Origin of the sequence: Pseudoalteromonas sp. OANN1, from assembly GCF_024124685.1 — a bacterium.
Taxonomy (GTDB): domain Bacteria; phylum Pseudomonadota; class Gammaproteobacteria; order Enterobacterales; family Alteromonadaceae; genus Pseudoalteromonas; species Pseudoalteromonas piscicida.
The window spans coordinates 33,517-56,433 of the sequence record NZ_JAMXSE010000014.1; the positions used below are offsets into that span (position 1 = coordinate 33,517).

A 22,917-nucleotide genomic window follows, 5' to 3' on the forward strand; every position below is an offset into this window, starting at 1 on the left:
CAGATAGTAAAAATATAGTGAGGGATAGGCTATTGGGCAAGAATTACATACAAATGTGATCACTTGTTCGTCTTATATTCATCTTAGGTATGGTTAAATGTTGGGTAACTTTGAGGTCAGATAGACCACAGTGTTACTATGGATCATTCAATCAAGGACCATAAAATTTATTTGCTTTCTGCAATGATAGCTTTGGTGGTCTACAATTTGTAAGAGGTTTTTGCGCTCAACCATTTAACAACGGGACAACTATGTTAAAACTTTCAACCATCTCACTCGGATTAGGTCTAGCACTTTGCTCTAATTCAGTGCTTGCCGAAAACTCAGAAATTGACGCGTTAAAGCGCCAATTGGCTGAACTTCAGAAGAAACTCACGCAGCTAGAACAAAAAGAGCAGGCGCGAGCACAACAGGAAAAAATCGCTAAGGCTGAAAAAGCCGAAGCAAAAGCTGAAACTAAAACTCAAGTTGCAGCAGCTGAAACAAAACCGACCATCAAAGTCGGTGGCGCGATCAGAACAAACTACAGCCATACGTCTTATGACGATGACAACAAGAACCGTGGCGGCGATTTTGACTTCGATATTTTCAGATTAAACTTTTCTGGCAATGTCGGTGGCTTTGGCTTAAATGCCGAAATCCGCTTTTTCGACTATATGACTGCGGTAAAATACGCTTACCTAGACTATGACTTTGCCGACCATTGGCAAGCTCAGGTTGGTATGACTAAAGTGCCTTTTGGTAACTCACCTTACAACTCGCACAACTGGTTCTTTAACACCACCTATTACATTGGTCTTGAAGACGACCACGACATGGGCGTGGTATTTAAACGTAAAGTAGCGGACAATTGGCAGCTTGACCTTGGTTTTTTCAAAAACGATGAGCTAGGTGGTGTCGATGGTTACGTGGATGACCGCAGTGATCGCTACTCTTATGACGTGGTGGGTTTCCGTAAAGCGGGCGATGGCGTTTATGACGACCCAACGCAACCAATCGGGGAATACAACACCTTTGTTGGTCGCTACGCGTATCATATTGAACACAATGGTGGCACAACTGAAATTGGCGTCTCTGGTCTTGCCGGTGGCCTTCACGATGGTAATGACCGAGCAGGTGATTACAACGCGTGGGCACTGCATTTAAATAGCAACATTGGCCCTTGGAATTTACAGCTACAACACGGTGAGTACCAGTACGATATTGACGATGTAAACCGTATGGCAGTAGGTGCTTATGCGTTTTATGATTCCATCGCAGCAGAAGCCACTATGTCGAACTTTAATGTAGCGTACAATCTGCCAGTTGAGTTCGGTCCAATTACTGATCTGCAGTTTTATAACGACTTCGGTATTATTTACGACAAATCTGATAATTCCGAAGACACTTGGATGAATGTCACAGGTGTGTCACTCGCTGCGGGTGCATTCTTTACCTATGTTGATCTAGTTCACGCGAAAAACCAGCCGTTTATTGGTGGTTCAATCGCAGGCGATAGTGACGAAAGCGAGCGTCGCTTCAACATTAACTTCGGTTATTACTTTTAATCTAAGGGATTAATCTTAGGTATTAAATCAAAAAGGCGATGCGCTAGTTGGTGCATCGCCTTTTTATTTCCTTGTTTTGTGTAATACCAATAAGACCAACGTTAGTTTGTGGCAGCCCTCCAACCAAGGCGCTCCGCTTCAGCGGCGGCAAATTGAGGTAAGTCTGCGGCGATAAATTGTTTGTGCAGTATTTGCACACCAAGCAAGTGATTGATCACGGCATCTAGTTGCACTTTGAGTGAATCATCTGCGTCTGGCGATTCATGTAACTCAAATAGCGCATTTACCGCTTCAAAGTCTAATAAACCAGCGGCTTCTACAGCTTGTCTAGATAAGTATTTATCGGCCAGAACGCGCATTGCCGCCCATTTTTTCTCATCCGAGTGCGCCGGTGGTGCCATAAAAGCAAACTTTTCTCGTTCATACAGTACTTCTGGCAGCAGCCCTTTCATCGCTTCACGTAACACATACTTTTCTTTACGGTCTTTAATGCGATATTGCGGGGGAATAGTAAAGGCAAACTCTGCGAGGTGATGATCCAAAAAGGCAGGCCTTGCCTCCATCGAATTGGCCATGTCGACCCTATCTCCACCCCAAGTTAATATTTGCCCTTCAAGCATGGTTTTAATCCATACATACTGGGCTTTATCGAGTGGATGACGGGACTCTAACATGGCATCATCTAAAGTCTCAGCGATTGCTTTGCCTGCATCATAACCCGTGAGTAGCTCTCTGTGTTCGGCGGCAACGAGTTGATGGGCAAAGTGACTGCACGACAGCCAAGGCTGTAAACAGCTCGGCGTAAAGCCTACAACTTCGTCTAATGCTGCACTATCGTATTGCTCACGGGAGAGCATGGCACCCTTAAATAATTTATTGCTGTCTTCCAGCATGGTTTGCCACTGGGCTTTTTCGGTGTCGTCAAGTTCATCTAAACCATATAAAAACAGGTCTTTTCTAAATGCGGGATAACCCGCAAAAAGTTCATCGGAGCCCTCCCCGGTCATCACAACTTTATAATCAGACTCGTTAACTTGCTTACTCATCAAATACTTAGCAACACCAAGCGTGTTATAAATGGTTCGTTCGGTATGCCATAAAGTTCGCTCAAAATGGCCATATAGCTCATCACCGCTTAACGACATAATATGATGATCGGCCTTGGTGGCTTGTGCCATCTGTTTTGCAATTGGCGTTTCGTCGTACTCTGCACTATCAAAGCCAATGGTAAAGGCCTTAATTGGTGCTTGTGCCGCAGCTGAAGACAAACCCAAAATGGCGCATGAGTCTATGCCACCACTTAAGTAACAACCTACCGGAACGTCTGCGGTGAGTCTCAACTGCACCGCTTCTAGCAGCTGTTTGCGCACGCCATCAATGTAGTATGCTTCATCTTTGCTATTTAAATACGATTGCGCCGTTGGAAAGTTAACATCCCAATAAGGTCTATCTTCAATGCTAAAACCTTGTTCGCTTCTGGTGATACTAACAACATGTCCAGGTTTGATTTGATGTACATTCGCAAACGCCGTGCTGCCGGGCACCATGACTTGGATCAGTTGATGAAATAGGCCTTCACTTGAGAATCGGCGCTTAACTTTAGGGTTGGCAAACAGCACCTTCAGTTCTGAGCCAAACACAATTTCGTCTTCTGTTTGGGTGTAGTACAAAGGCTTAATACCAAAGCGGTCTCTCACTAAGTGCAACGTATCGGTTTGTTGGTCATACAACGCAAACGCAAACTCACCGCGCAAATGCGTCAGCATCTCATCGAGACCAAGCTGCTGATATAAGTGCATAGCAATTTCTGAGTCGCTCTTACTTTGGAACCTTGCCCCTTTTGCTACTAGTTCAGCTCGGATCCGCGCGTAATCGTAAAACTCACCATTGTGCGCCAACATTAGACGCTTATCAGAACTAATAAAGGGCTGTCGACCTCGTTGCTCGTCGAGGTCGATTATCGATAGTCTGGCGTGACTAAATCCCACGCCAGCCATTTGTTTATAGCCAAAACCATCGGGACCACGATGATGTTGAATGGCTGCCATGTTTACCAATAATTGATTATCTATTTGTGTTTGCGCTTGCGTTGAAAAAATACCAGCAATTCCGCACATAATATCTCCCTAAATCACATCCATCACAGTACTGGCGCGCTGCACCATACAGGTCAATAAGGCTTGGCGTAAAAAGACGGCACCACGTGCCTGACTAAAATACCAATTGTGTGGCGTGGCATCTAAACTGGTGCACAACTCTTCACCTCGAGCCAGAGGATGAAGCACTATCGCATCGGGCTTAAAGGGGGAATCTGCACTTAATTTAAATGACTTTCCATAGGTTTCGAAGCTTTCACCAACCCATGCAATGGAATTGATATACACCACATCAAGCTCAGGTAAAACGGCGTTCAAGTCATGGCCGATAGACACTTTGACCCCCGCCTCCTCTAGCTGGGCTAATTGCTCGCTCGACACCGCTTCCTCGACACTCTCGTCGTAGAGCAGGAATATTTCGTCCACAATGCGCGGAAAATGCGTAAACATTTTCAACAGGCTACGCACCGTACGCATTTGGCTCGGCACACCAATCACGCCAATTTTTATAGGACTAAAAGCTTCACTGTCAGGGAGTAATAACGACGGCCGCCATTTGAAGATAGTGTAGAGATCAGACATCGCTTGTGTTGGGTGCTCATCAATGCCATTACCAGCGTTGATAATTGGAATGCGTAGGCTGTGGATCATCTCTTCAATAGACTCCACTGAGGTGTCGCGTAAGACGACACAATCGCCATAATTATTGAACATCTCAGCGACATCTTGCAGCGACTCCCCTTTCGCGATGCCCGTTGAGGAGCGATCAGTGATCGACATAATGTCGCCCCCTAAGCGGTGCCATGCACTTTCAAACGACAGACGGGTGCGGGTGCTGGGTTCATAAAACGCACTGATCAAAATTTTGCCACTAAGCGGCGAGCTGAACCTTGCAGGATTACTTTCATACTTCGCGGCGAGGCGAAACAACTGGATCAGCACATCTCGGTCAAGATGGTCGACACTGATAATGTGCTTATTCTCCAAACAATGCAGCCTGTCACCGTCTTCTTGTATCGCTCTGAGTAATGCTTTGGGATGTGCATCCCCGTAAACATCCGGCTGCGCTCGATTAAACTCTACTTGCTGCGCACTTACCATAACTGCCTCTTTTTAAAATCAATAAGGAACATAACGACAAGGACAACAGGACATAAACAACTGAGCACTATGGCCAGCCAAATTAAACTAGAAAATGCGCCCAATGAGATCATACATCCTCCACTTTGCTTTGCGTGCCCAACGCTTGCCAATGGAATGATTGCTGACTAAAACGCCAAGCAATCACACAAATTAATAACGACACCGCACAAGAAACTAATGCAGCGACATAAAAACCAATATAAAAATACCCAATCAAACCTGATACCGTACCAAGCAACATAGCCCAGCCAGCGCTATTTCCCGTCATTCGCGCAAAGTACAAACCAAATACGATAGGCCAAATAGTGCTGGCGACAAAAGCGCCAGCGAAGTTCAACAAGGCACCCAGCGTGGCGATTTTTGGTAAACACAAGAGCCAAGTCACGACGCCGAGGATGACAATAATCCACTTAGCACTTTTTAAGCGCTCGCTATCGCTCGCCTTTGGTTTGATGTATTGCAGGTAAATATCTTGATTGATGAGATCTGACGTTGCGGCGAGCAAGGAGTCCAAACTCGATGCCAGCGCTGAGAACACCACAATGAACAGAATGATCGAGCCGGTATAGCCGAGCACTTGACTTGCAACCAAGGGACCCACCATATCGGCGCTAGCGGGATACAAACCTAAACTCGGCGCTGCCAGCGCAATAAATCCAGTCACGATTGGGATCGGTAGCCACAGCAGACCTGCGATAAAATACGCCTTTTTGCCCACCCCACCTTTAAATGCAAACGCCCTTGACCACCATACGTTGCTGTGAAAAATCTCTCCTAAACCAAAAAAGATATTGTTGAACAAAAACATCACAGCAGCAGGGAAAAGCAGGTCGAGTAGTTTAGGGTGGTCGCTACTGAGTTTTTGATGAATTGGTTCAAGCCCAACATTCATCGCTACAACAATGGCAATTCCGACGACACCTACCAAAATAATAATGGCCTGTAGAAAGTCCGTGGCGATAACTGCTTTTAGACCGCCAAAGAGCGTGTAGACCACACACATCAGCAGAATAATCGACATACCAAGGTGATAATCTAAGCCACTTAGGGTGTGTAGCAAAATGCCACCGGCCATGCCTAAGCTAACGAGCCAACTCATGGCATACACGAAAGAAATCAGCAAAAAGACCCACCAAGAGAAACGCCCAAACCGCAACCGCATAAAGTCGCCACTGGTGTAGCCGTGGGGCAGTAAAGTTTTGATACGTTGGCTAAGCGGCGCAAATAGCAGCAATCCGAATGCGGCACAGGCGTAGCCAATCATGCCCCAAATACCAAACTGATAAGTGAGCTGTGGCGCAACTAAAGTGGTGTTACTGGTGACCCAAGTTGCCATCGCAGTGGCGCAAGCAAAGGCCAACCCAACATTTCTACCGGCCAGCGCAAATTCATTATGTGACTGTACGCGCCTGCCAATCCACCAGCCAAAAAATACCCATAGCAAAGCAAACGCCAGGGCGAGACCGAGCGCCAATGAAGCATTTATCATACGCTTTCCTTATCGTGCGTTTGCTTATTACCCACCACAATCATCCCTACAAGCAGCACAAATAAGCACAAGCCCAATACAAACAGTGCAAGCGCCAGCGTTAACTGATGATGTTTGACTGTAAATGAGACCGACGTTTGTGCCGAGTTAGCTGAGGGCTCACCTAAGGTTGCGAGATAATCACCATCAGCCAAGCCACTAATGGTTACCGCTTGTTGAGTCGGCTGAAGCGAAAGGGAGAGGGAGTAAGGTTCTGAAAGATGTTGAATAGATAGCTGTGTTGATTGCTGTAGAGGCGGACCTGTGCGCTCAATGTGTAGCGTAATAAACCCAGCAGTCACGACCTCATCGCTCACCCTCAGCGAGGCGGCAAACCCATTAAAGCTTGCAGCAAGTAAGACTAAGGTTACTACTCGGGCGATCCACATCCTCATAATCCCTAACTGCGGTTATCCAAGTCCGAATTCGCCGCAAGTTTTGCTATCCACATTATTCTAGTAGTAACAAAGACTAGCCCAAGGATCAAATTTGTCTAGTAAACCTTCACCCAATTTCACCCCAGCCTTACATTTATTCTTTTGTTTCTATTGCTCTTTTTTGAACACATTGCAGCAGCAAATTACTCCCTGCTTCAACATCATGCCAATGACTCCATTCGTCTGGCGCATGGCTAACGCCATTGAGTGATGGAATAAATATCAGCCCCGTGGGACACACTTCTGAAAAAAATTGGCTATCGTGACCAGCACCACTTGGCATGATTTGATAATTCAGCGACAAGGCCTCTGCCTGTTGACTAATAAATTCAACCATCTCAGGTGTGCACTTCATTGGAGACAACCAACTCACCTGCTCGTATTCAAACATTAAATGGTGTTTCCGAGCGATAGCTGAAAGCACTTTTCGACAGGCAATTTCAAGGTTCTCCATCACCGTTTCGTCCATATCACGCGCAACGATGGTGAAATCCACCTCTCCAGCAATCGTATGTGCAAAACCCGGCTTTAATTCCGCCTTACCGACGGTGATCCTCGTGGTATCCGTACCGTCTTCTGCAATAATGCGATCTAACTGGTAAGCAAAATCAGCCAGCCCCATAAAGGCGTCGCTGCGCATCTCCATGGGGGCTGTACCTGCGTGGTCGGCCTTCCCAATTAATTTCACCATCCATTTAAATACCCCTGAAATTCCTTCCACCACACCAATTTGAATACCTTTTTGATCAAGTACGGGCCCTTGCTCTATATGTAATTCAAAAAAACTATTTATTTGCTCAGGTTCTAGCCTCGCATTCAGTGCATCCATAGGGTCTAACCCTTGCGCACGCATGGCATCGCTAAGCATACAGCCATCCGCATCATGACTTGTGAGCAATTGGTGAGGCGTTAATTTTCCAGTGAGCGCTTGCGCCCCGATCATGCCACCAAAGCGCCCTTCTTCTTCGCTGGTACCGATGACCCAAATCGGCCTATCTAATTGCACATTGTGCTCTTTTAAAATACGAATACACTCAAACCCCGCAATGACGCCCAAGGTTCCATCAAACATGCCACCTGCTGGTACGCTATCGAGATGAGAGCCGATGATCACAGCGGGTTTTGCTGCAATATCCGGGCTGGTCATTTCAATAATCACATTGCCAGCGCCATCCATACGACTCACAAATCCTTCGCTTTGTGCGCATTCCATCAGCCATTTACGCGCTGCAAAATCCTCATTGCTAAAACCTTGGCGATAAATTCCCTTATCTTCATGGTTATAGCCGAACTCCGCGAGCGCAAATAAGGTAGACTTAAGACGTTCTAAATTTACTTGCATACTTTGCCCCTCAACGTTTCAGTCGCACTACTTCCTTGTATTTAACCTGAGATCAGATTCGCTATTTTAAACACTGACGTCCGACTGATAATCTCTTTGCTTTAGCTTAGTTGAAAATTCGCGAATTTCAGCCGCTGTGATATGCTTTTAATAATTGGCTTCTGGTTAACAATGTTGGCTCAGGTCATCGTGATGCGCTGTCAGTTCAGCACTCCCGAAATATGAGGATGCCTATGCGTAAAAAAATCCCCTTATTCAATCGTTGTTTTTGGCTTCATGTTGCTGGCATCGTCTTTGTTGGTCTTGGCTTTATCGGCATGGCACTGCCTGTTATGCCTACCACCATCTTTTTTATTCTCGCTCTTGCTTGCTTTACCCGTTCATCTCCCAAGCTAGAAAATTGGCTGCTCACCCACCCCAAATTTGGCCCGAGTCTGGTTGCATGGCGGCAACATCAGGTGATCCCCATAAAAGGCAAGATTGGCGCTGCGGTTGGTATGAGTGTTGGTTTACTGGCTTTGAGTTTCAGTAGCGCGCCTGTTTGGGTAGTGTGGTCCGTTGCGATAACTGAGGCTGCCGTACTCAGCTATATTTTTACACGTCCTTCGGTCATCCCCGTGGATGTAAAACAGCCACATTTATAACAAAATATTAGTGGGAATGAGCACTCAGATAGGCTCACAGCTTAACGGTTTGGAAAGCGAGTAAATACCTAGTAGAGAGGCTAAATGCCTCTCTACTGATCAGCTAAACGCTTTAAAAGCATCATCCAGCGGAGTATGCGCGATATGATTCACGTAGTTACTCATCACTTTTTGACTTAACGCTAAGATAATTTCCAGCAGATTTTGTTTAGTATAACCTGCGGCAAAAAACGCTTTCGTTTTTGCATCGCTCAACTTGCCACGCTCGCGCAGCATTTCAAGTGTAGTGGCACGCAGCACTTCTAGTTTCTCATCGCCAAGTGGTGCTTGCTCACGCAGCGCTTTGACCAATTCATCACTTACTTTCATTGATTTTGCGATGGCAGAGTGAGCCGGCACACAGTAGTGACATTCATGTTCTACATTAATCGCTTGCCACACCACGGTTTTTTCATCGTTATTAAACGAGCTATTTAAAAAAGCCTCATGTAACACTTGATAGCCATGCAGATGCTCTGGTGATTCCGCCATCACACCATGAAGATTCGGAATACGTCCAAACGCTTGCTGGGATTTCTCAAGTAGTGGTTTACCTTTTTGTGGTGCAGTTTCTACAGTATGGATTGTAAAGTCAGTCATCAGTTGCTCCTCTTGGTGCATTTTGTATTGGTATAACCCGAGATCTAACTAATCTCAGGGTAACTACTCATTGGCTGCTAGACTAACCTTACTTGAATGATCATTCAAATAACTATTCGCTATAGTAAACACAATAACTGTCTAAATTAATATGAAATTTAATTAGCTACTGACTGGTCGGATCAAGCCAGCAGCGTTGGGATCAAAAGTAAATTTTGTTCTCAGCGTAATCGATAATTAGCTTATCGTCGTTGAAATTACTTAAACCCAGCAGGATAAACGGCTCATCTTTATATCCAAGCACCTCAAACACTGGCATATCCGATAAGTGACTTTCGGTATTGATGATTTCCTTGCCTCCCAAGCTAAAGCGCAGTGATTCTATGGCCACCTTTTTAGTCGCTTGGTCGTTTAACCCTCGGCTGATGTCTTCTTCACCCAGCGTTAATGCCAGTTTATTGGCCAAGTGTGAATTGATGTAGTTGGTTGGAGCGCCGGTATCAAGCACGGCGTCTACCTCTTCGCCATTAAAACTTGCAGTTAGCTTGATGAAATTATTATCTATTTTAAAACTTTCACTCTCTAAGCCTTGTGTCACACTATTTGGGCAAGCCCCTTGATACAAACTCAGTTCATTATTTTTAAAATCAAACACATTACAATATTGCGACATGTATCCATGCCCCAAAATTCCAGGCAAGACGCCTTCCACATCTAAGCGGGTCATATCTTTAAATACATAAGGAAGCGACTCAATTGCAAAGTGACCGACGCTGGTGTGGTCTATCGTTGCCAATACTAGCTCTGAGCTGCCACTTGCGCCTTGCACGTCCATTTTGCTTAGCTTGTCTTCAGGCAAGGCTAGTGCTGCTTTCAGATTAACCGGTAAAATACCAACATTCGCAGCACTATCTAGAATCATAGGATGGGTAACCGTATGGTTAAGCGTTGCCATCACATAGGCATGACCTTTCTCGGTATATTTCATTGGTAAGGTTAGCGATTGTGGCACGGTAGACGCGGTGTTCCCACAGCCAACGGTGGTAAATGCCAATGCTGATAAAATAATTGCTCTCATAATCTTGCTCTCAAACTGTTGATGTCGTTGTTGAGCTAACTATGCCGAGCAATTGTCAAGCAATTGTCAAGCAATTATCAAGTTAGTCGAGAAAACCGAAGTGAAAAGCTAGCGCCTTGATTTTCAGCACTGGTCGCGGTCAATGTCGCGCCCATTAACTCGGCAAGTTGACGGCAAATTGGTAAGCCGAGCCCCAAACTGGATGTATCATGGCGTGATGCCTGCACTCGGTAAAAACGTTCAAATACTTGTGTTAATTGAGTAGGAGACATACCCTGCCCGCGGTCAGTGACCGTGATAACCAGTTCATTGTCCTGATAATGTAGATGTAGCATCACAATGCCGCCATCAGCGCCGTATTTAAACGCATTATCGAGTAGATTCACCACTATCTGTCTGACTCTTCCAGCATCGAGTGTCACCGTTACGCCCGCTTGAATGTCCGCTGTCAACGCCACACCTTGCTCCTCTGCTTGTGCTTGATAACGCACCAAAAGTGAAGTCATCAACTCAGAGACATTCACCTGTGCAGGTGACAAAGTCAGCTGCTTTGACTCGGTTAATGATAATAAACACAAGTCGTCGATAATACGGTTAACGTTGTGAAGGTCTTGGGTTATCACCGCTAACTGAGCCTTATCCATCGGGACTATACCGTCTTCCATCGCCTCCAAGCGTGAACGAATGCCGTTAAGTGGTGTTCTAAGTTCATGAGATAAATCGGAATTCATTTGTTTATACTGCTGATGCAAACCTTGTAGCCAAGCAGCAAGATTATTGAAGCTACTAATGATTTCACCCACTTCATCATGGCGTTTTAGCGCTAAGCGGGTGTCTAACTCGCCCGACTCTATCGCCTTAAAGCTACGTTTAAGCTGTTTAAGTGGTGACAAAAAGTACCATGATCCCAACCAAGCCAGTAATGCTGCAATAATCGATAAGATGACCAAAGTAAGCATAAAATCGTCCAGCATCGCTTGCTGCAGCGCTTCTTTTTCAAACGACCTATCTAGCAATACCTCAGGTAACCAAAACAACTCACCATGTGGTGATAACGCATATTGCGCCTCATTAAATTGCACCACAAACGCCGCAACACCGGGATGATGGATAGCAAATTGATGACCGGATTTGACATGTTCGTAGTCTATGGTGAGCTCGGGGCTGAGGATTTTTACATCCGCTGTTGAGTTAGCATCTCGCCAAATAAATAACTGCTCAGGAAAGGTTGATGCTAAAAACGTTAACGTCGCTTCTGGGCTCGCAAAGGTTTTGCCAGTCAATGCTTCTTCCACTAAGTCATCATCAAGCAATGAATCACCAAACGTCACCGCACTTTGCTTATTAAATGCTAAAAAAGTGCGCTCGGCTGAGTTTTTAGATAGCTGATAGAAGCTCCCGAGTAGCGCAAAGGTACAAAGCGCCACGAGTAAGGTAAATTTGGTTTTTAGCTTCATGAAGACACCTTACGCGCGATAAATTGATAGCCTTGCCCGTAACGAGTGGCGATAAACTTGGGCTCAGCCTTACTGTCACCTAGTTTTTTACGCAAGTTAGCCAAGTGAGTATCGACTGCCCGATCCGTAATAGGCGCATCACTTCCCCATACTTGTTCAATTAATTGCGCCCGACTAAATACTTGTTGCGGTTGCTTGGCCATGGTCAGTAATAACTCGAACTCCACAGCCGTTAACGCTGGTGTTTGCTGTGTTACCGTTACGGATTTGCTCTCAAGGTTGATACTTAAGCCATCAAACAACAAAGCAGCACTCTGCTGACCGCGATAGCTACGCTTACATAGTGCCTTTGCTCGTGAGATAACTTCTCGTGGGCTGTAAGGCTTACATACATAATCATCCGCACCAAGCTCAAACCCCTCAAGACGATCGGTTTCAGACACTTTGGCGGTCACCATAATGGTAGGAATGTTGCGCGCAACGGCTTCTTTTAGTAGCTCACGGCCATCACCGCCGGGTAGCATGACATCTAAAATAGCGAGTTGAAATGTTAGATTTTGCAGCGCCCTATGGGCATCTGGGGCGTTATCGAAATGGACAACCTGCATATCCGCTTTTGCCAGATATAAACGTAAGATCTCGGCACTGCTTGGGTCATCTTCTACATATAAAACTGTATATCGGTCAGACATAGGGAGGCGCTTTTTGTACTGATTGTAATTATTAGCTGTACAATTGTGAAGCACAAAAGTCGCGATGGCTGGAACCTATCGCGACCAAAAAATAATTGAGAACAACAATGGAATCTAACTAATTTGCGCGCTGATCAAAGCTCTGATCTCACTCAAAGTGGTTTCCTTTAGTAATTTTCCATCTTCAAACACCACTTCTAACAAGCCTTGCTTTTCTTCTTCCTCGGTGACATTGTCCTTGCAGATCAACTCACCGTTTACGCGTTCTACTTTCAGCAGTCCCTTTGCTGAGCGCTTTTTGCTGTCGGTTTTTGGCTCTTTAAAAATTGCCACACGCTGGTTATTTTTAACCACACTAGTTGCTTTTACCGCAGAGCCATGGGTATCGCGGGTGACATGTTGGTAGCTGTATGAGCCAATGCCGAGCACCACTTTGGACGCAAATCCTTTGTCCATCAGTCGCTGTAGAATTTGACGCTGACGCTCAAGGGTAATTGCATCGCCATATATTGCACCAATATGCTCATCTAGCAATTTAAAGCCTTTATCAGTCACAGTGCCACCAAAGGTATCCCAGAGACATTCAATCAGTCCTTTTACTTCACACTCCTGCAGCTGCGTTGAGTGTGGTTCAACTGAATAGTAATTTCCCTGCCAACGATACGCTTCAAAGCCATCTGTCATCGCCATTTCTTGCGCTTGCTGCTGAGAGTCAACCAACTCGCTATATTCTGATACTGGTGAGACACAAAACCCAGTCAGGATTTTCACCGGATCTCCGGAGTCAGGACGGATCACCACAGTGCCATCACGCGCCATGATCTCTGCTTTTAATTCTGGCAAATACTCGGTGACTAGCTTCCAAAAATCCCAAGTATCAGAGACCACACTGAGGATCCCAGTCGGTGACTGCTCACGCATCAAATATTGGAAAAACTCGATTTCACCTTCTTGGATCCAAGAACAGGTTACAGAGTGCTCGGTTGCATCTACTGAGCAGCCAACCAGCTCTTTGTCGACATCCGCGCCATAGTACTTTTCAGCAAATAGTACTGCTGGGATGGTATCCGTCCCTACAAGACCAGACGCAAGGTGACCGAAACCACTCATAGCCGCAGCGTGCTTACCAAACATGCCGCGAAAACTAAAATCATGACCCTGAAACGGCACGATCTCCTGGGGTAAACCGGTTTTTTGAGCAAATTCTCGGAACACTTTTAAATATGCAACTGAGGTGGTAGCGCTCGTTTGGATTGGCCAGTTTTCGCAGCTTAAGACCGTCTCAATCATATTGGTTAGCCATTCAAATCCAGGCTTGGTATTGACCACAGTGATGGGCGGCACCTGATACGGCACTAAAGTCCCTTCTGGCAGCGCTTTAATCCTCAGCGGTAAATAGCCTAAGTCGTGTAGCGCCTCGAGATAACCTACATCCACCGGATAGCCCAACATTGCTGTCATGATCCGTCTATGATTTGCCACTGCGGTGTGCTTGTCTGCTGCGAAAAAGTCTTGCCACTCTTCTTGTAAGTAACTTTTGATAAAATACTGCAGCCCCACAAAAGCCACTTTATCGTTATTTGCAACATTGCTTAATTTGCCACTGCGTGAGGTAAAGTTTGCATAAACCTCTGTCACTTCAGGGTGATAAGCGCGGCTGTGAAATTCTTTATACACGTCTTTTTGCATACTTGCTGCGGTAATTGTCATGGCTATATTCCTTATAATTCAATCATGTTGAGTTGCACATCGTGGTGTTCGACCAAGTCGCCTTTATCACGGCACGAATTAGTCGTGTAAACGGTATCGATCAGTCCACTAAAAACGCCTAATCCTTGAGAGAAAATACCGTGTGTTACGTATAGCGCAATTGAGTTAGCGCCTTGTGCTTTTAGTACCTTAGCAAGTTCAGTGAAGGTTCTGCCACCATCGCAAATATCATCAACGATCAGTAAATCTTTACCCTTTACCTCACCGAGTACCTGCGTTTGTACAATTTCACCCGTTTTAAGATTACGTACTTTTTGTGCTTGGATAACCTCAACCTCACCACCAAAATGCTGCGCAATTTTCAGTGTTTTTTTACTCGCTCCAGCGTCTGGTGAAACTAAACTGAGTGCACCGCACTGCAACTGTTGCTGTAAAGCCGGACACTGAGATATCAATGTCGTTTGCTCAACATTCTCCACTCGATCAAGGAGTGCAGGTACAACGTCGCTATGTGCATCCCACACGGTGACTTTGTCTAGCGCCAGTTGATTGATAAGTGACGCCATCACTTTTGCACCTAGCGCCTCACCCGTTACGCATACTCTGTCTTGGCGCGCGTAGGGGAAATAGGGTAACACTAGTTCTATTGGCGTCCGCGCCAAACAAAGTCGCTTCAATGCATCCACCGCCATCAGTAAACGCATGACATGAGAAGAATTGGTCACTCTGGCTGTGATTTGAACTTTTTTGCAATCACGGAAATCAAATGCCTTGAAACGAATATGCTCTTCCCCACCAGAGAAGGTAAACGCTTCATATTTAACATCTTTTTTGTTTCCAGAGAATTCATAACTCGTGACTTTCATAACCTTTCCTTAATAATGTCCCTAAGACACAAATAAGGTATCAAACATTTTTTGATCAATCAACAACTTTATGTCTAAAAGACATTTAATGTTTATTTTTAACATAGGGATATTCAGTATATTTGCCATACTGGCTACAATTGTTTATTGTGTCTAAAAGACACAAACTAAAAATATCATGAGCCCTGATTACGATTTAACCCAATACCAAAACCCACTGTTCACGGTAGACAGCGTGTTATTTACAATTTTGCAGGACAGCTTAAAAGTGCTGCTGGTGAAACGCGCTAACGCTCCCTTTAAAGGCCGCTGGGGATTACCTGGAGGGTTTGTTGATGTTGAACTGGATGACAACACGGATATGAGCGCGCTGCGTAAGATCAAAGAGAAAACCAGTGTCGCCCCACAATACCTTGAACAACTTCAGGCCTTTTCTGGGATCAATCGTGATCCGCGAGGCTTTAGTGTTACCTTGGTTTATTACGCCTTGATTTCACCTCAGCAAGTGGCAACGCAAATTGACTCGGTAGATGATGTGAGATGGGTGGATCTTAGCGAGATCCCAGATCTCGCCGTGGCTTTTGATCATAAACACATTATTGAAAAGGCCAAGGCAAGGCTGCAGCAAAAGGCGTTATATTCCATGATCCCGGTTTATTGTTTGCCTGATCAATTTACCATTGGACAACTCAAAACCGCCATTGAAGCCATTATCGCCAAACCCATTCAGCGCAAGAGCTTGGTAAGACGAATTGAAGCCTCAAACATGTTTGAAGCACTGGATGAAAAGGTCAAGTCAGGCGGACGGTTAGCACAGCTCTATAAACTAAAGCCTGATGTCGATATTGTGCATTTTGAGCGAAATCTGAGCTTAGGATAAAAATGCGGTTGTGGCAGTGTTCAGTTCAAAGATAAAACTGCCCCTTGCAGATAATCAAGCTCCTGACACCGCATTTGCAGTAACTCAATAAAATCTCTGGTGTAAGTCGGTAGAGTCCGTTGATTTGGCCAAAGTGCGTAGATACTGCGAGTAAATTGGCAGTCACCGATATAGCTAAATGCGGTTTGAGATTGCGCTGCCAACGCTGCAATTTCTGTCATCGGCAATACGCCCGCACCGTTAGCCGAGCTTACCAATTTACGCACTAAGGTAATATCACCCACATAAGAGACGTGGCTAAACTGCGCCAGCAGTGCTCGCCACTCATCGGTTGCGGGTAGTTGCGATGCTTTAAAGGGCAAAAACAAGGTTTTTGTAGTCGCAATATTCTTGGCTACCACCGCTCTTACCGCAATTTGCCCCAGCCGCTTTTGATAGACGCTTGAATCATCCAGCTCCCCAACTCGCACGGTTAAATCAAACCGCTTTTGGCTGAGTAAGGCCACGCTATTAGCAGGCTCCACATGCAATTGGAGCTCAGGATGCTGGGCCTGAAACGATTGCAGCGCATTATACAAAGGACCAATCATTAAGTTTTGCGGGCATAACAGGTGAAAAGTAGACGCTTCTAGTGTTGATAACGCCTCACTTTGCGCTTGTAAGGCGAGCAAAGACTCCGCCATTTTATCCACCACCGCCTGACCATGATTCGTTAATGTAAGTCCTCTGGCGCTACGCAGTAAGAGCGGATAACCGAGTTTTTCTTCCAGCGCTAACATCCGCTTAGATAAGGTCGGCGCGCCTATGCCAAGGTCTTCTGCCGCTTTCGCAAAACTTCCTCGGCGGCTTACCTCAACAAAGAGTCGTAAGTCATCTAGCATGGTTATCTCCGCAATCTTAGCTTTCCATTTTTGCCATTCTGATCGGCTGGCAACTCCCTACAATCATACCAACAGCCAAAGGAGGAAACATGCAAAAACTCATTTTTACATTACTGCTGTCATTGTGCCTGTCGTTTATGGTGTCTGGATGGGTCACGTACATCAATTTGGGATTAGTGGCAGACTTCACCACGCGATGGGCGCATGCCTTTGCTAATGCTTGGCCGGCCTCGTTCATCGCCGCCTATGTTTTATCAGCCCCAGTTACCGCCGTTACTAAACGCATTATGGAGAAATATCATGGCCAACAGCCACAATAACGTCAACTTTATCGCCCATATCACGCCTAAAACCGAGCACTATCAAGATTGTATTAACGCCATCCAAGAGATCTTGCCAGCCACTCGAGCAGAAGCAGGATGTTTACGCTTTGAACTTTATGAAAACGAAGCTAGCACCCAACTCACCTTAGTCGAACGTTTCATCGATCAAGCCGCATTCGATTTTCATCATCAGCAAGCTTACACCAAACAGGTATTTACACTGTATCAAGGATGGTTGGCAAAAGCGGTAGATATAATCCCTTTATCGCCTATATGGTAATTAAAGTGAGAATCATCAAAAAATTGAAAGGATCGAGAGGATACTTATTTATTGCCTACCTACTTGAATCAACTTTTAGTGGGTCATTGCATAATTCAGTGGTTTGATAAGATATAGCCGTCATGACTTTGCCCAAGCTTTTATCACTGGGTAGTCAAAATTAACGGTAAATAGACACTCTGTATATGGATGTGAGAAAAAGTACCTAAAGCAATGGAAGGTGTACACACTTTCCATTGCGAAATAGCAAAGCTTAGAAGCTTAGCATTTTTTTAACATGACAAACTTGAGGTAATACATTTTTTTGCACCTCAAATTGTACTCTGTCGCCTTCAGAGATTGTCGCTGCGATGTTCGTTACTCTTTCAAGAATAGTCGGATCGCTGTAGCTTACAGTGCCATTCATTACGCAGCGGAACTTACGTCCATTAGAGTCTTGAGCATTTACCGTTAAATGGTTTTCGCTCACATTCATAGAGAAAGTGCCTGCTTGGCTGTGGTTTAACACAACTTCAGCAGTTTGGATGACCACGCTACCATAATCTACTTCTGTGATTTTTACTTCAGCAGCAGAAGCCGACCCTGCAGATACACCTAACGCTAAAACGGTTGCACCCAAAACTTTGTTTAATACTTTCATTGTATATTAGTCCTTTATACATTTATTAAATTTAAAAGCCCTTGAAATTTAAGGCATTGCAAACCTAACACATAACAAATTTAAATAAAACATAACAAGTTTAAATATTTTTTAACACACTGCGTAGTTAGTTTAAGATTCAATTTGAACAAACACACGCAGACACCATTACCGCATTAATAGCCCGGGACACAGCATTCCCCCGTTGCCGATATAATCGAAGCTCTAGAAGAAAATGGCTACCACAAATATGTTGCAGAGCTTAGTGCTTACCACAGATAGTCAATAAGGTTAGTGTGTGTAAATCAATGTGTAAATCAAAGACACCCTCCACTTGGTAAATTGTGTAAATCAAAGACACCCTCCACTAATTTGTGCCTTTTTTAAAAAGTCGTCTACGCTCTAATTCTGCACTCAAAGGATTGAGGAAAACAAAGGATGGCTACTGCCCGTAAAAACCAAATCAGCTTAACCGACACCAAATACTACCACTGTATCTCCCGTTGCGTGAGGCGTGCCTTTCTGTGTGGTGAAGATAAATTCACCGGAAAATCATACGAACATCGCCGGGATTGGGTTGAAGAGAAGCTATTGATGTTGGGGTCTGTGTTTTGTATTGATATCTGTGCTCATGCTGTGATGAGTAATCACACTCACATTGTTTTATATGTTGATGATAAAAAGGCTAAGCGTCTTTCGGATGAAGCGATTGTGATGCGGTGGCACAAGTTGTTTAAAGGTAATTGGATAAGCCAAAAGTTTATTGAAGGAGAGCCTCTCAGCGAGTCGGAACAATTGATATTCGACGAGTTGGTTGATGAGTACAGAGAAAGGCTCGCAGATATTAGCTGGTTTATGCGGGTACTTAACGAAGACATCGCCCGCCGAGCAAATAACGAAGATAATTGTACAGGTCGGTTTTGGGAAGGACGGTTTAAATCCCAAGCATTACTGGATGAGGCAGCACTGGCTGCTTGTCTCGCTTACGTAGACCTAAACCCAATTAGAGCCAAAATCGCCGCAACGCCTGAAACCTCAGACTACACCAGCATCAAAAAGCGCATTGACCATGCGAAATTAGGGAAACAACCAAAAAGCCTATTACGCTTCGCTGGCAGCCCCCGAAAACATATGCCAAAAGGGCTGCCTTTTGAACTCAAGTTTTATATAGAATTAGTTGAGCTTACCGGTCAATGTATTCGCACCGACAAAAGCGGTGCCATCTTTGAGTCTCAACCTATTCTGTCTCGACTAAACATCGAACCTGATAACTGGATGAAGCTCACTACACAATTTTCTCGGGTTTTCCACGGCGCGGTGGGTCGAGAACAAGTACCCACAGCTTATTGTGGAACCCTTAAAAAACGACGGCGCACAAATCTAGCAAATTGTGCACGTTTGCTGGCTTAACCAAATAACGCCTTTAGCGATACCCCCTCAAGCTGTGCAAATTACAGCGCCCTTGTCGTGCGTGATACACTAGTTTTAGTGTCGAAAAATGAGCAAACACCAACAACTACCTTATTTTAGAAGCGCTTTTGATACGAATAATGAACAACCTTGTACAAAGCTAAGTCGAAACTGCCATAACCATGGTAAGCAAATAGTAGTGGCTGTCAGTATTGTTTGCTGGACAGAAATCATTTTCGTTTTTCGGTTAAGCCAATGCAAATCGTATTAGGTTGTGTATGGATAGTGCAGCTTTGATGACAAATAATTATGGGTGTCTTTATAACCCCCTTTAAAGAGGATTCATCAAGAATTTGTCTCGATGGTGCGGTGGAAAATATGGCCCTATTCAGGTGCTTTGTAATGAATATGCTCAAGCAGTGTGAATGCGGCTTACCGAGTCAACGCAGCAAATTGAAAACAGCTGGCTGGAACGACAAATTTAGGGCACAGGTGTTCTTTGGCTTATAAGTAATCAAAGTATGCTCCGCCCCTGACATAGAAGCCCCCCCACCAATTTCATCGATTTCTGTAAACAAACAAAATGTTGTTTATAAAGATCATTCAAATTTCAGAAAAGTAAGCCTTAGCAATACCTTAGAAGCTAAGCAGTTTGTAACTTGGTTACTTAAAATGTAACTCGTAAATAGCATACTCGTTCAGCGGTCACGTGCCCTATAGATATTAATCAAAAGACGCCAAATGCGCCTTTGTTTGAAACCACAAGATAATTAAGTAGACTCACTTTTTAGTCTCAAGTTTTTAATCACTTGGATATCTACCCAATGTTGTTTTCCTTCATAAACACGTTTACCGCTTCCATTCACATGCCAATCGCCTCGATTAAAGAAAAAATATTTTCCATCAGGTGATAATTGAGGAGAGCTTTCTTGTTTCTCCGTGTTTATTGCAGCCCCCATATTTATAACCTTTGACCAAGTACCATCTTGCTTTTTAAAACTAATATAGAGATCAGATTGTCCAAAACCCTCAGCTCGTTGCACACTCCAAATCAAATAAGACTCATCGGGCGCTATCATAGAACCTGCAATGTACTCTCCTTGATTCATATCGTCTCTTAGCTTTATAGGCTCTTCATACTGCCCGTTAATAAGACGCGAATAATACAAAGCGCCAACAATGCCCCGCTCTTTATATCCGGTGAAATAATAAGTGCCACTCGCAGAAACCGATCGTCCATGCGCCATATGTTTTATGAACGCGCCAGGGCTTTTAGGCTCTGACCAACCATCTCCTTCGCGTTCTCGATACATTTTGCCTATAAACATTTTGTTTCCGTCATAAGAAAACTGCGGCCAACGTAGATCTGTTTCTGACGCCTTTCCCCACTGACTATTTTCTTTATGGATAACAAAGAAGCCTCGCTTTTTGTCTTCGCCTATCGCTTTGGTGAAGTAAAAAGACTGCATATCTGGCGTGAATGTACCGCTTTCAAACTCCCCGTTTGGTGAAACTATTTTAGGCTCAAAGATCTTCGGCACTAAACCCGGTGGCTGCTCACCAAAATACATACTTTCTTTTACATTGGTTTTATCTTCAGCATGATTCATAGAGCAACCGCTGAGATTTAAAAATAATAGGGTGAGTAAAGCTAAATTCGACTTCATGGTTTGTCCTTAATGGTGATTTAAGAACCACTGACATTAGCAGTTCAAATACAAAAAACCTGACGTCTTGATGAATTGTGCCTGATTGTTACTCATACTGTCTTTTTAAGTGCGTAGTACCACAAACTTACGATTTAAATAAATAGAAAAATATCTAGTAAGAAATTGTATTTAATAAATAAGTTTTCTGCTTTGGCTTTTAGAATGCAAACTTCAGAAACCCATAAGGGGAAATGAGTTATGAGATTTTTAAGACGGATTAATTTGAACCGTTATAAAAAAGGCGCTGAATGCGCCTTTAGTATCTTGATTTTGAGCAAGTAAACCAAAGACACCCACCACTAATTTGTGCCTTTTTTAAAAGTCGTCTACGCTCTAATTCTGCACTCAAAGGATTGAGGAAAACAAAGGATGGCTACTGCCCGTAAAAATCAAATCAGCTTAACCGACACCAAATACTACCACTGTATCTCCCGTTGCGTGAGGCGCGCGTTTTTATGCGGTGAAGATAAATTGACCGGAAAATCCTATGAACATCGCCGTGATTGGGTTGAAGAAAAGCTCCTGATATTGGCAGCTGTTTTCTGTATCGACGTCTGTGCTTATGCGGTGATGAGTAACCACACTCACCTTGTTCTGCACGTTGATGATAAAAAGGCCAAGCGCTTATCAGATAAAGCCGTTGTAATACGCTGGCACAAGCTGTTTAAAGGTAAGTTTATCGAGGAAGAGCCTCTAAGCGAGTCGGAGCAGTTGATACTCAGTGAATATACTTCCAAATACAGACAAAGACTGGCTGATATTAGTTGGTTTATGCGGGTACTCAACGAGGATATTGCCCGTAGAGCAAATAAAGAGGATGAGTGTACAGGCCGGTTCTGGGAAGGACGATTTAAATCTCAGCCCTTGCTGGACGAAGCAGCATTAGCTGCTTGTATGACATACGTTGACTTAAACCCTATTCGAGCTAAATTAGCCCCAACACCTGAAACCTCTGACTTTACCAGTATCAAAAAGCGTATCGACCATGCAAGGCAAGGGAACAACCAAAAAGCCTATTACGGTTTGCGGGAAGCCCCCGAAAACATATGCCAAAAGGGCTGCCTTTTGAACTCAAGTTTTATATAGAATTAGTTGAGCTTACCGGTCAATGTATTCGCACCGACAAAAGCGGTGCCATCTTTGAGTCTCAACCTATTCTGTCTCGACTAAACATCGAACCTGATAACTGGATGAAGCTCACTACACAATTTTCTCGGGTTTTCCGCGGCGCGGTGGGTCGAGAGCAAGTACTCACAGCTTATTGTGGAACCCTTAAAAAACGACGGCGCACAAATCTAGCAAATTGTGAACGCTTGCTAGCTTAACCAAATAACGCCTTTAGCGATAACCCCTCAAGCTGTGCAAATTACAGCGCCCTTGTCGTGCGTGATACACTAGTTTTAGTGTCGAAAAATGAGCAAACACCAACAGCTACCTTATTTTAGAAGCGCTTTTGATACACATAATGAACAATCTTGGGCAATCCTAAGTCGAAACTGCCATAACCATGGTAAGCAAATAACAGTAACAGTGGGTGTCCTTGTTGTTTCTTTATCTTTGTTATCAAGCACTCTGGGGCTCCTCGAGAATTACGATGAAGTAAGTACTCTGAGGA

The 22,917-nt window shown here is 44.5% G+C and carries 20 protein-coding genes and 2 pseudogenes; 8 read left to right on the forward strand and 14 right to left on the reverse strand.

The window, feature by feature from the left end:
- Nucleotides 1–251: 251 nt before the first annotated feature.
- Entirely contained in the window at nucleotides 252–1,547 is a 1,296-nt protein-coding gene (locus NH462_RS12765; protein ID WP_010376559.1) for a porin, read from the forward strand.
- 101 nt (nucleotides 1,548–1,648) lie between these two features.
- Here NH462_RS12765 and asnB read toward each other — a convergent pair whose 3' ends face one another.
- From asnB to NH462_RS12790, 5 genes are all read right to left on the reverse strand, one after another.
- Nucleotides 1,649–3,664: an asparagine synthase (glutamine-hydrolyzing) gene (gene asnB / locus NH462_RS12770; protein ID WP_253105879.1), complete on the reverse strand. Its 2,016-nt coding sequence runs from the start codon at nucleotides 3,662–3,664 to the stop codon at nucleotides 1,649–1,651.
- 9 nt (nucleotides 3,665–3,673) lie between these two features.
- Entirely contained in the window at nucleotides 3,674–4,744 is a 1,071-nt protein-coding gene (locus NH462_RS12775) for an aspartate carbamoyltransferase (protein ID WP_010376561.1), read from the reverse strand.
- Nucleotides 4,745–4,853: 109 nt separating this feature from the next.
- Complete coding sequence (locus NH462_RS12780) at nucleotides 4,854–6,275, reverse strand: sodium:solute symporter family protein (protein ID WP_130127176.1); 1,422 nt, start codon at nucleotides 6,273–6,275, stop codon at nucleotides 4,854–4,856.
- Nucleotides 6,272–6,703 (reverse strand): hypothetical protein, encoded by a 432-nt coding sequence (locus NH462_RS12785; protein WP_253105880.1) that lies wholly within the window; start codon nucleotides 6,701–6,703, stop codon nucleotides 6,272–6,274. The genes NH462_RS12780 and NH462_RS12785 overlap by 4 nt, the downstream gene beginning before the upstream one ends.
- Before the next feature lie 142 nt (nucleotides 6,704–6,845).
- Entirely contained in the window at nucleotides 6,846–8,093 is a 1,248-nt protein-coding gene (locus NH462_RS12790) for a Zn-dependent hydrolase (protein WP_010376564.1), read from the reverse strand.
- A gap of 233 nt (nucleotides 8,094–8,326) precedes the next feature.
- Here NH462_RS12790 and NH462_RS12795 point away from each other — a divergent pair, with 233 nt between their 5' ends.
- Nucleotides 8,327–8,737 carry a YbaN family protein gene (locus NH462_RS12795; protein WP_017218280.1) on the forward strand — a complete coding sequence of 137 codons (411 nt, stop codon included), beginning with the start codon at nucleotides 8,327–8,329 and terminating at the stop codon, nucleotides 8,735–8,737.
- Between the two features lie 99 nt (nucleotides 8,738–8,836).
- Here NH462_RS12795 and NH462_RS12800 read toward each other — a convergent pair whose 3' ends face one another.
- The 6 genes from NH462_RS12800 to prs form a co-directional block, all read right to left on the reverse strand.
- Complete coding sequence (locus tag NH462_RS12800; protein WP_253105881.1) at nucleotides 8,837–9,376, reverse strand: carboxymuconolactone decarboxylase family protein; 540 nt, start codon at nucleotides 9,374–9,376, stop codon at nucleotides 8,837–8,839.
- Nucleotides 9,377–9,578: 202 nt separating this feature from the next.
- Nucleotides 9,579–10,454 carry a retropepsin-like aspartic protease gene (locus tag NH462_RS12805; RefSeq protein ID WP_253105882.1) on the reverse strand — a complete coding sequence of 292 codons (876 nt, stop codon included), beginning with the start codon at nucleotides 10,452–10,454 and terminating at the stop codon, nucleotides 9,579–9,581.
- A gap of 77 nt (nucleotides 10,455–10,531) precedes the next feature.
- A complete protein-coding gene (locus tag NH462_RS12810; protein ID WP_010376568.1) occupies nucleotides 10,532–11,911 on the reverse strand; it encodes a HAMP domain-containing sensor histidine kinase in 1,380 nt (459 codons plus the stop codon).
- Nucleotides 11,908–12,603: a response regulator transcription factor gene (locus tag NH462_RS12815; RefSeq protein ID WP_253105883.1), complete on the reverse strand. Its 696-nt coding sequence runs from the start codon at nucleotides 12,601–12,603 to the stop codon at nucleotides 11,908–11,910. Before NH462_RS12815 ends, NH462_RS12810 begins: the two co-directional genes overlap by 4 nt.
- Nucleotides 12,604–12,717: 114 nt before the next feature.
- Nucleotides 12,718–14,313: a nicotinate phosphoribosyltransferase gene (locus NH462_RS12820; protein ID WP_253105884.1), complete on the reverse strand. Its 1,596-nt coding sequence runs from the start codon at nucleotides 14,311–14,313 to the stop codon at nucleotides 12,718–12,720.
- Nucleotides 14,314–14,324: 11 nt separating this feature from the next.
- Nucleotides 14,325–15,179, reverse strand: coding sequence for a ribose-phosphate diphosphokinase (prs, locus tag NH462_RS12825; RefSeq protein WP_253105885.1), 855 nt, complete (start codon nucleotides 15,177–15,179; stop codon nucleotides 14,325–14,327).
- A gap of 178 nt (nucleotides 15,180–15,357) precedes the next feature.
- On the opposite strand from prs, the gene NH462_RS12830 reads away from it, so the two are divergent.
- Nucleotides 15,358–16,059, forward strand: coding sequence for an NUDIX domain-containing protein (locus tag NH462_RS12830; protein WP_010376576.1), 702 nt, complete (start codon nucleotides 15,358–15,360; stop codon nucleotides 16,057–16,059).
- Between the two features lie 20 nt (nucleotides 16,060–16,079).
- Here the strand turns inward: NH462_RS12830 and NH462_RS12835 are convergent, their stop codons facing one another.
- Entirely contained in the window at nucleotides 16,080–16,940 is an 861-nt protein-coding gene (locus NH462_RS12835) for a LysR family transcriptional regulator (RefSeq protein WP_253105886.1), read from the reverse strand.
- Between the two features lie 89 nt (nucleotides 16,941–17,029).
- Between NH462_RS12835 and NH462_RS12840 the strand changes: the two genes are divergently transcribed.
- The gene (locus tag NH462_RS12840; RefSeq protein WP_010606951.1) at nucleotides 17,030–17,260 is read left to right on the forward strand and encodes a DUF2798 domain-containing protein; all 231 of its coding nucleotides are present in this window, start codon (nucleotides 17,030–17,032) and stop codon (nucleotides 17,258–17,260) included.
- Nucleotides 17,241–17,543: a putative quinol monooxygenase gene (locus NH462_RS12845; RefSeq protein WP_253105887.1), complete on the forward strand. Its 303-nt coding sequence runs from the start codon at nucleotides 17,241–17,243 to the stop codon at nucleotides 17,541–17,543. The genes NH462_RS12840 and NH462_RS12845 overlap by 20 nt, the downstream gene beginning before the upstream one ends.
- A 253-nt stretch (nucleotides 17,544–17,796) precedes the next feature.
- Here NH462_RS12845 and NH462_RS12850 read toward each other — a convergent pair whose 3' ends face one another.
- Nucleotides 17,797–18,183 (reverse strand): hypothetical protein, encoded by a 387-nt coding sequence (locus tag NH462_RS12850; RefSeq protein WP_069021141.1) that lies wholly within the window; start codon nucleotides 18,181–18,183, stop codon nucleotides 17,797–17,799.
- Nucleotides 18,184–18,621: 438 nt separating this feature from the next.
- Between NH462_RS12850 and NH462_RS12855 the strand changes: the two genes are divergently transcribed.
- Both NH462_RS12855 and NH462_RS12860 read left to right on the forward strand, forming a co-directional pair.
- Complete coding sequence (locus NH462_RS12855) at nucleotides 18,622–19,593, forward strand: transposase (RefSeq protein ID WP_253105888.1); 972 nt, start codon at nucleotides 18,622–18,624, stop codon at nucleotides 19,591–19,593.
- 330 nt (nucleotides 19,594–19,923) lie between these two features.
- Nucleotides 19,924–20,103, forward strand: a pseudogene (locus NH462_RS12860) (ISAs1 family transposase); the annotation flags it as partial.
- Between the two features lie 260 nt (nucleotides 20,104–20,363).
- Here the strand turns inward: NH462_RS12860 and NH462_RS12865 are convergent.
- Nucleotides 20,364–21,260, reverse strand: coding sequence for a hypothetical protein (locus NH462_RS12865; protein WP_253105889.1), 897 nt, complete (start codon nucleotides 21,258–21,260; stop codon nucleotides 20,364–20,366).
- A 411-nt stretch (nucleotides 21,261–21,671) separates the two neighbouring features.
- Here NH462_RS12865 and NH462_RS12870 point away from each other — a divergent pair.
- Nucleotides 21,672–22,627, forward strand: a pseudogene (locus NH462_RS12870) (transposase).
- Nucleotides 22,628–22,917: the final 290 nt, after the last annotated feature.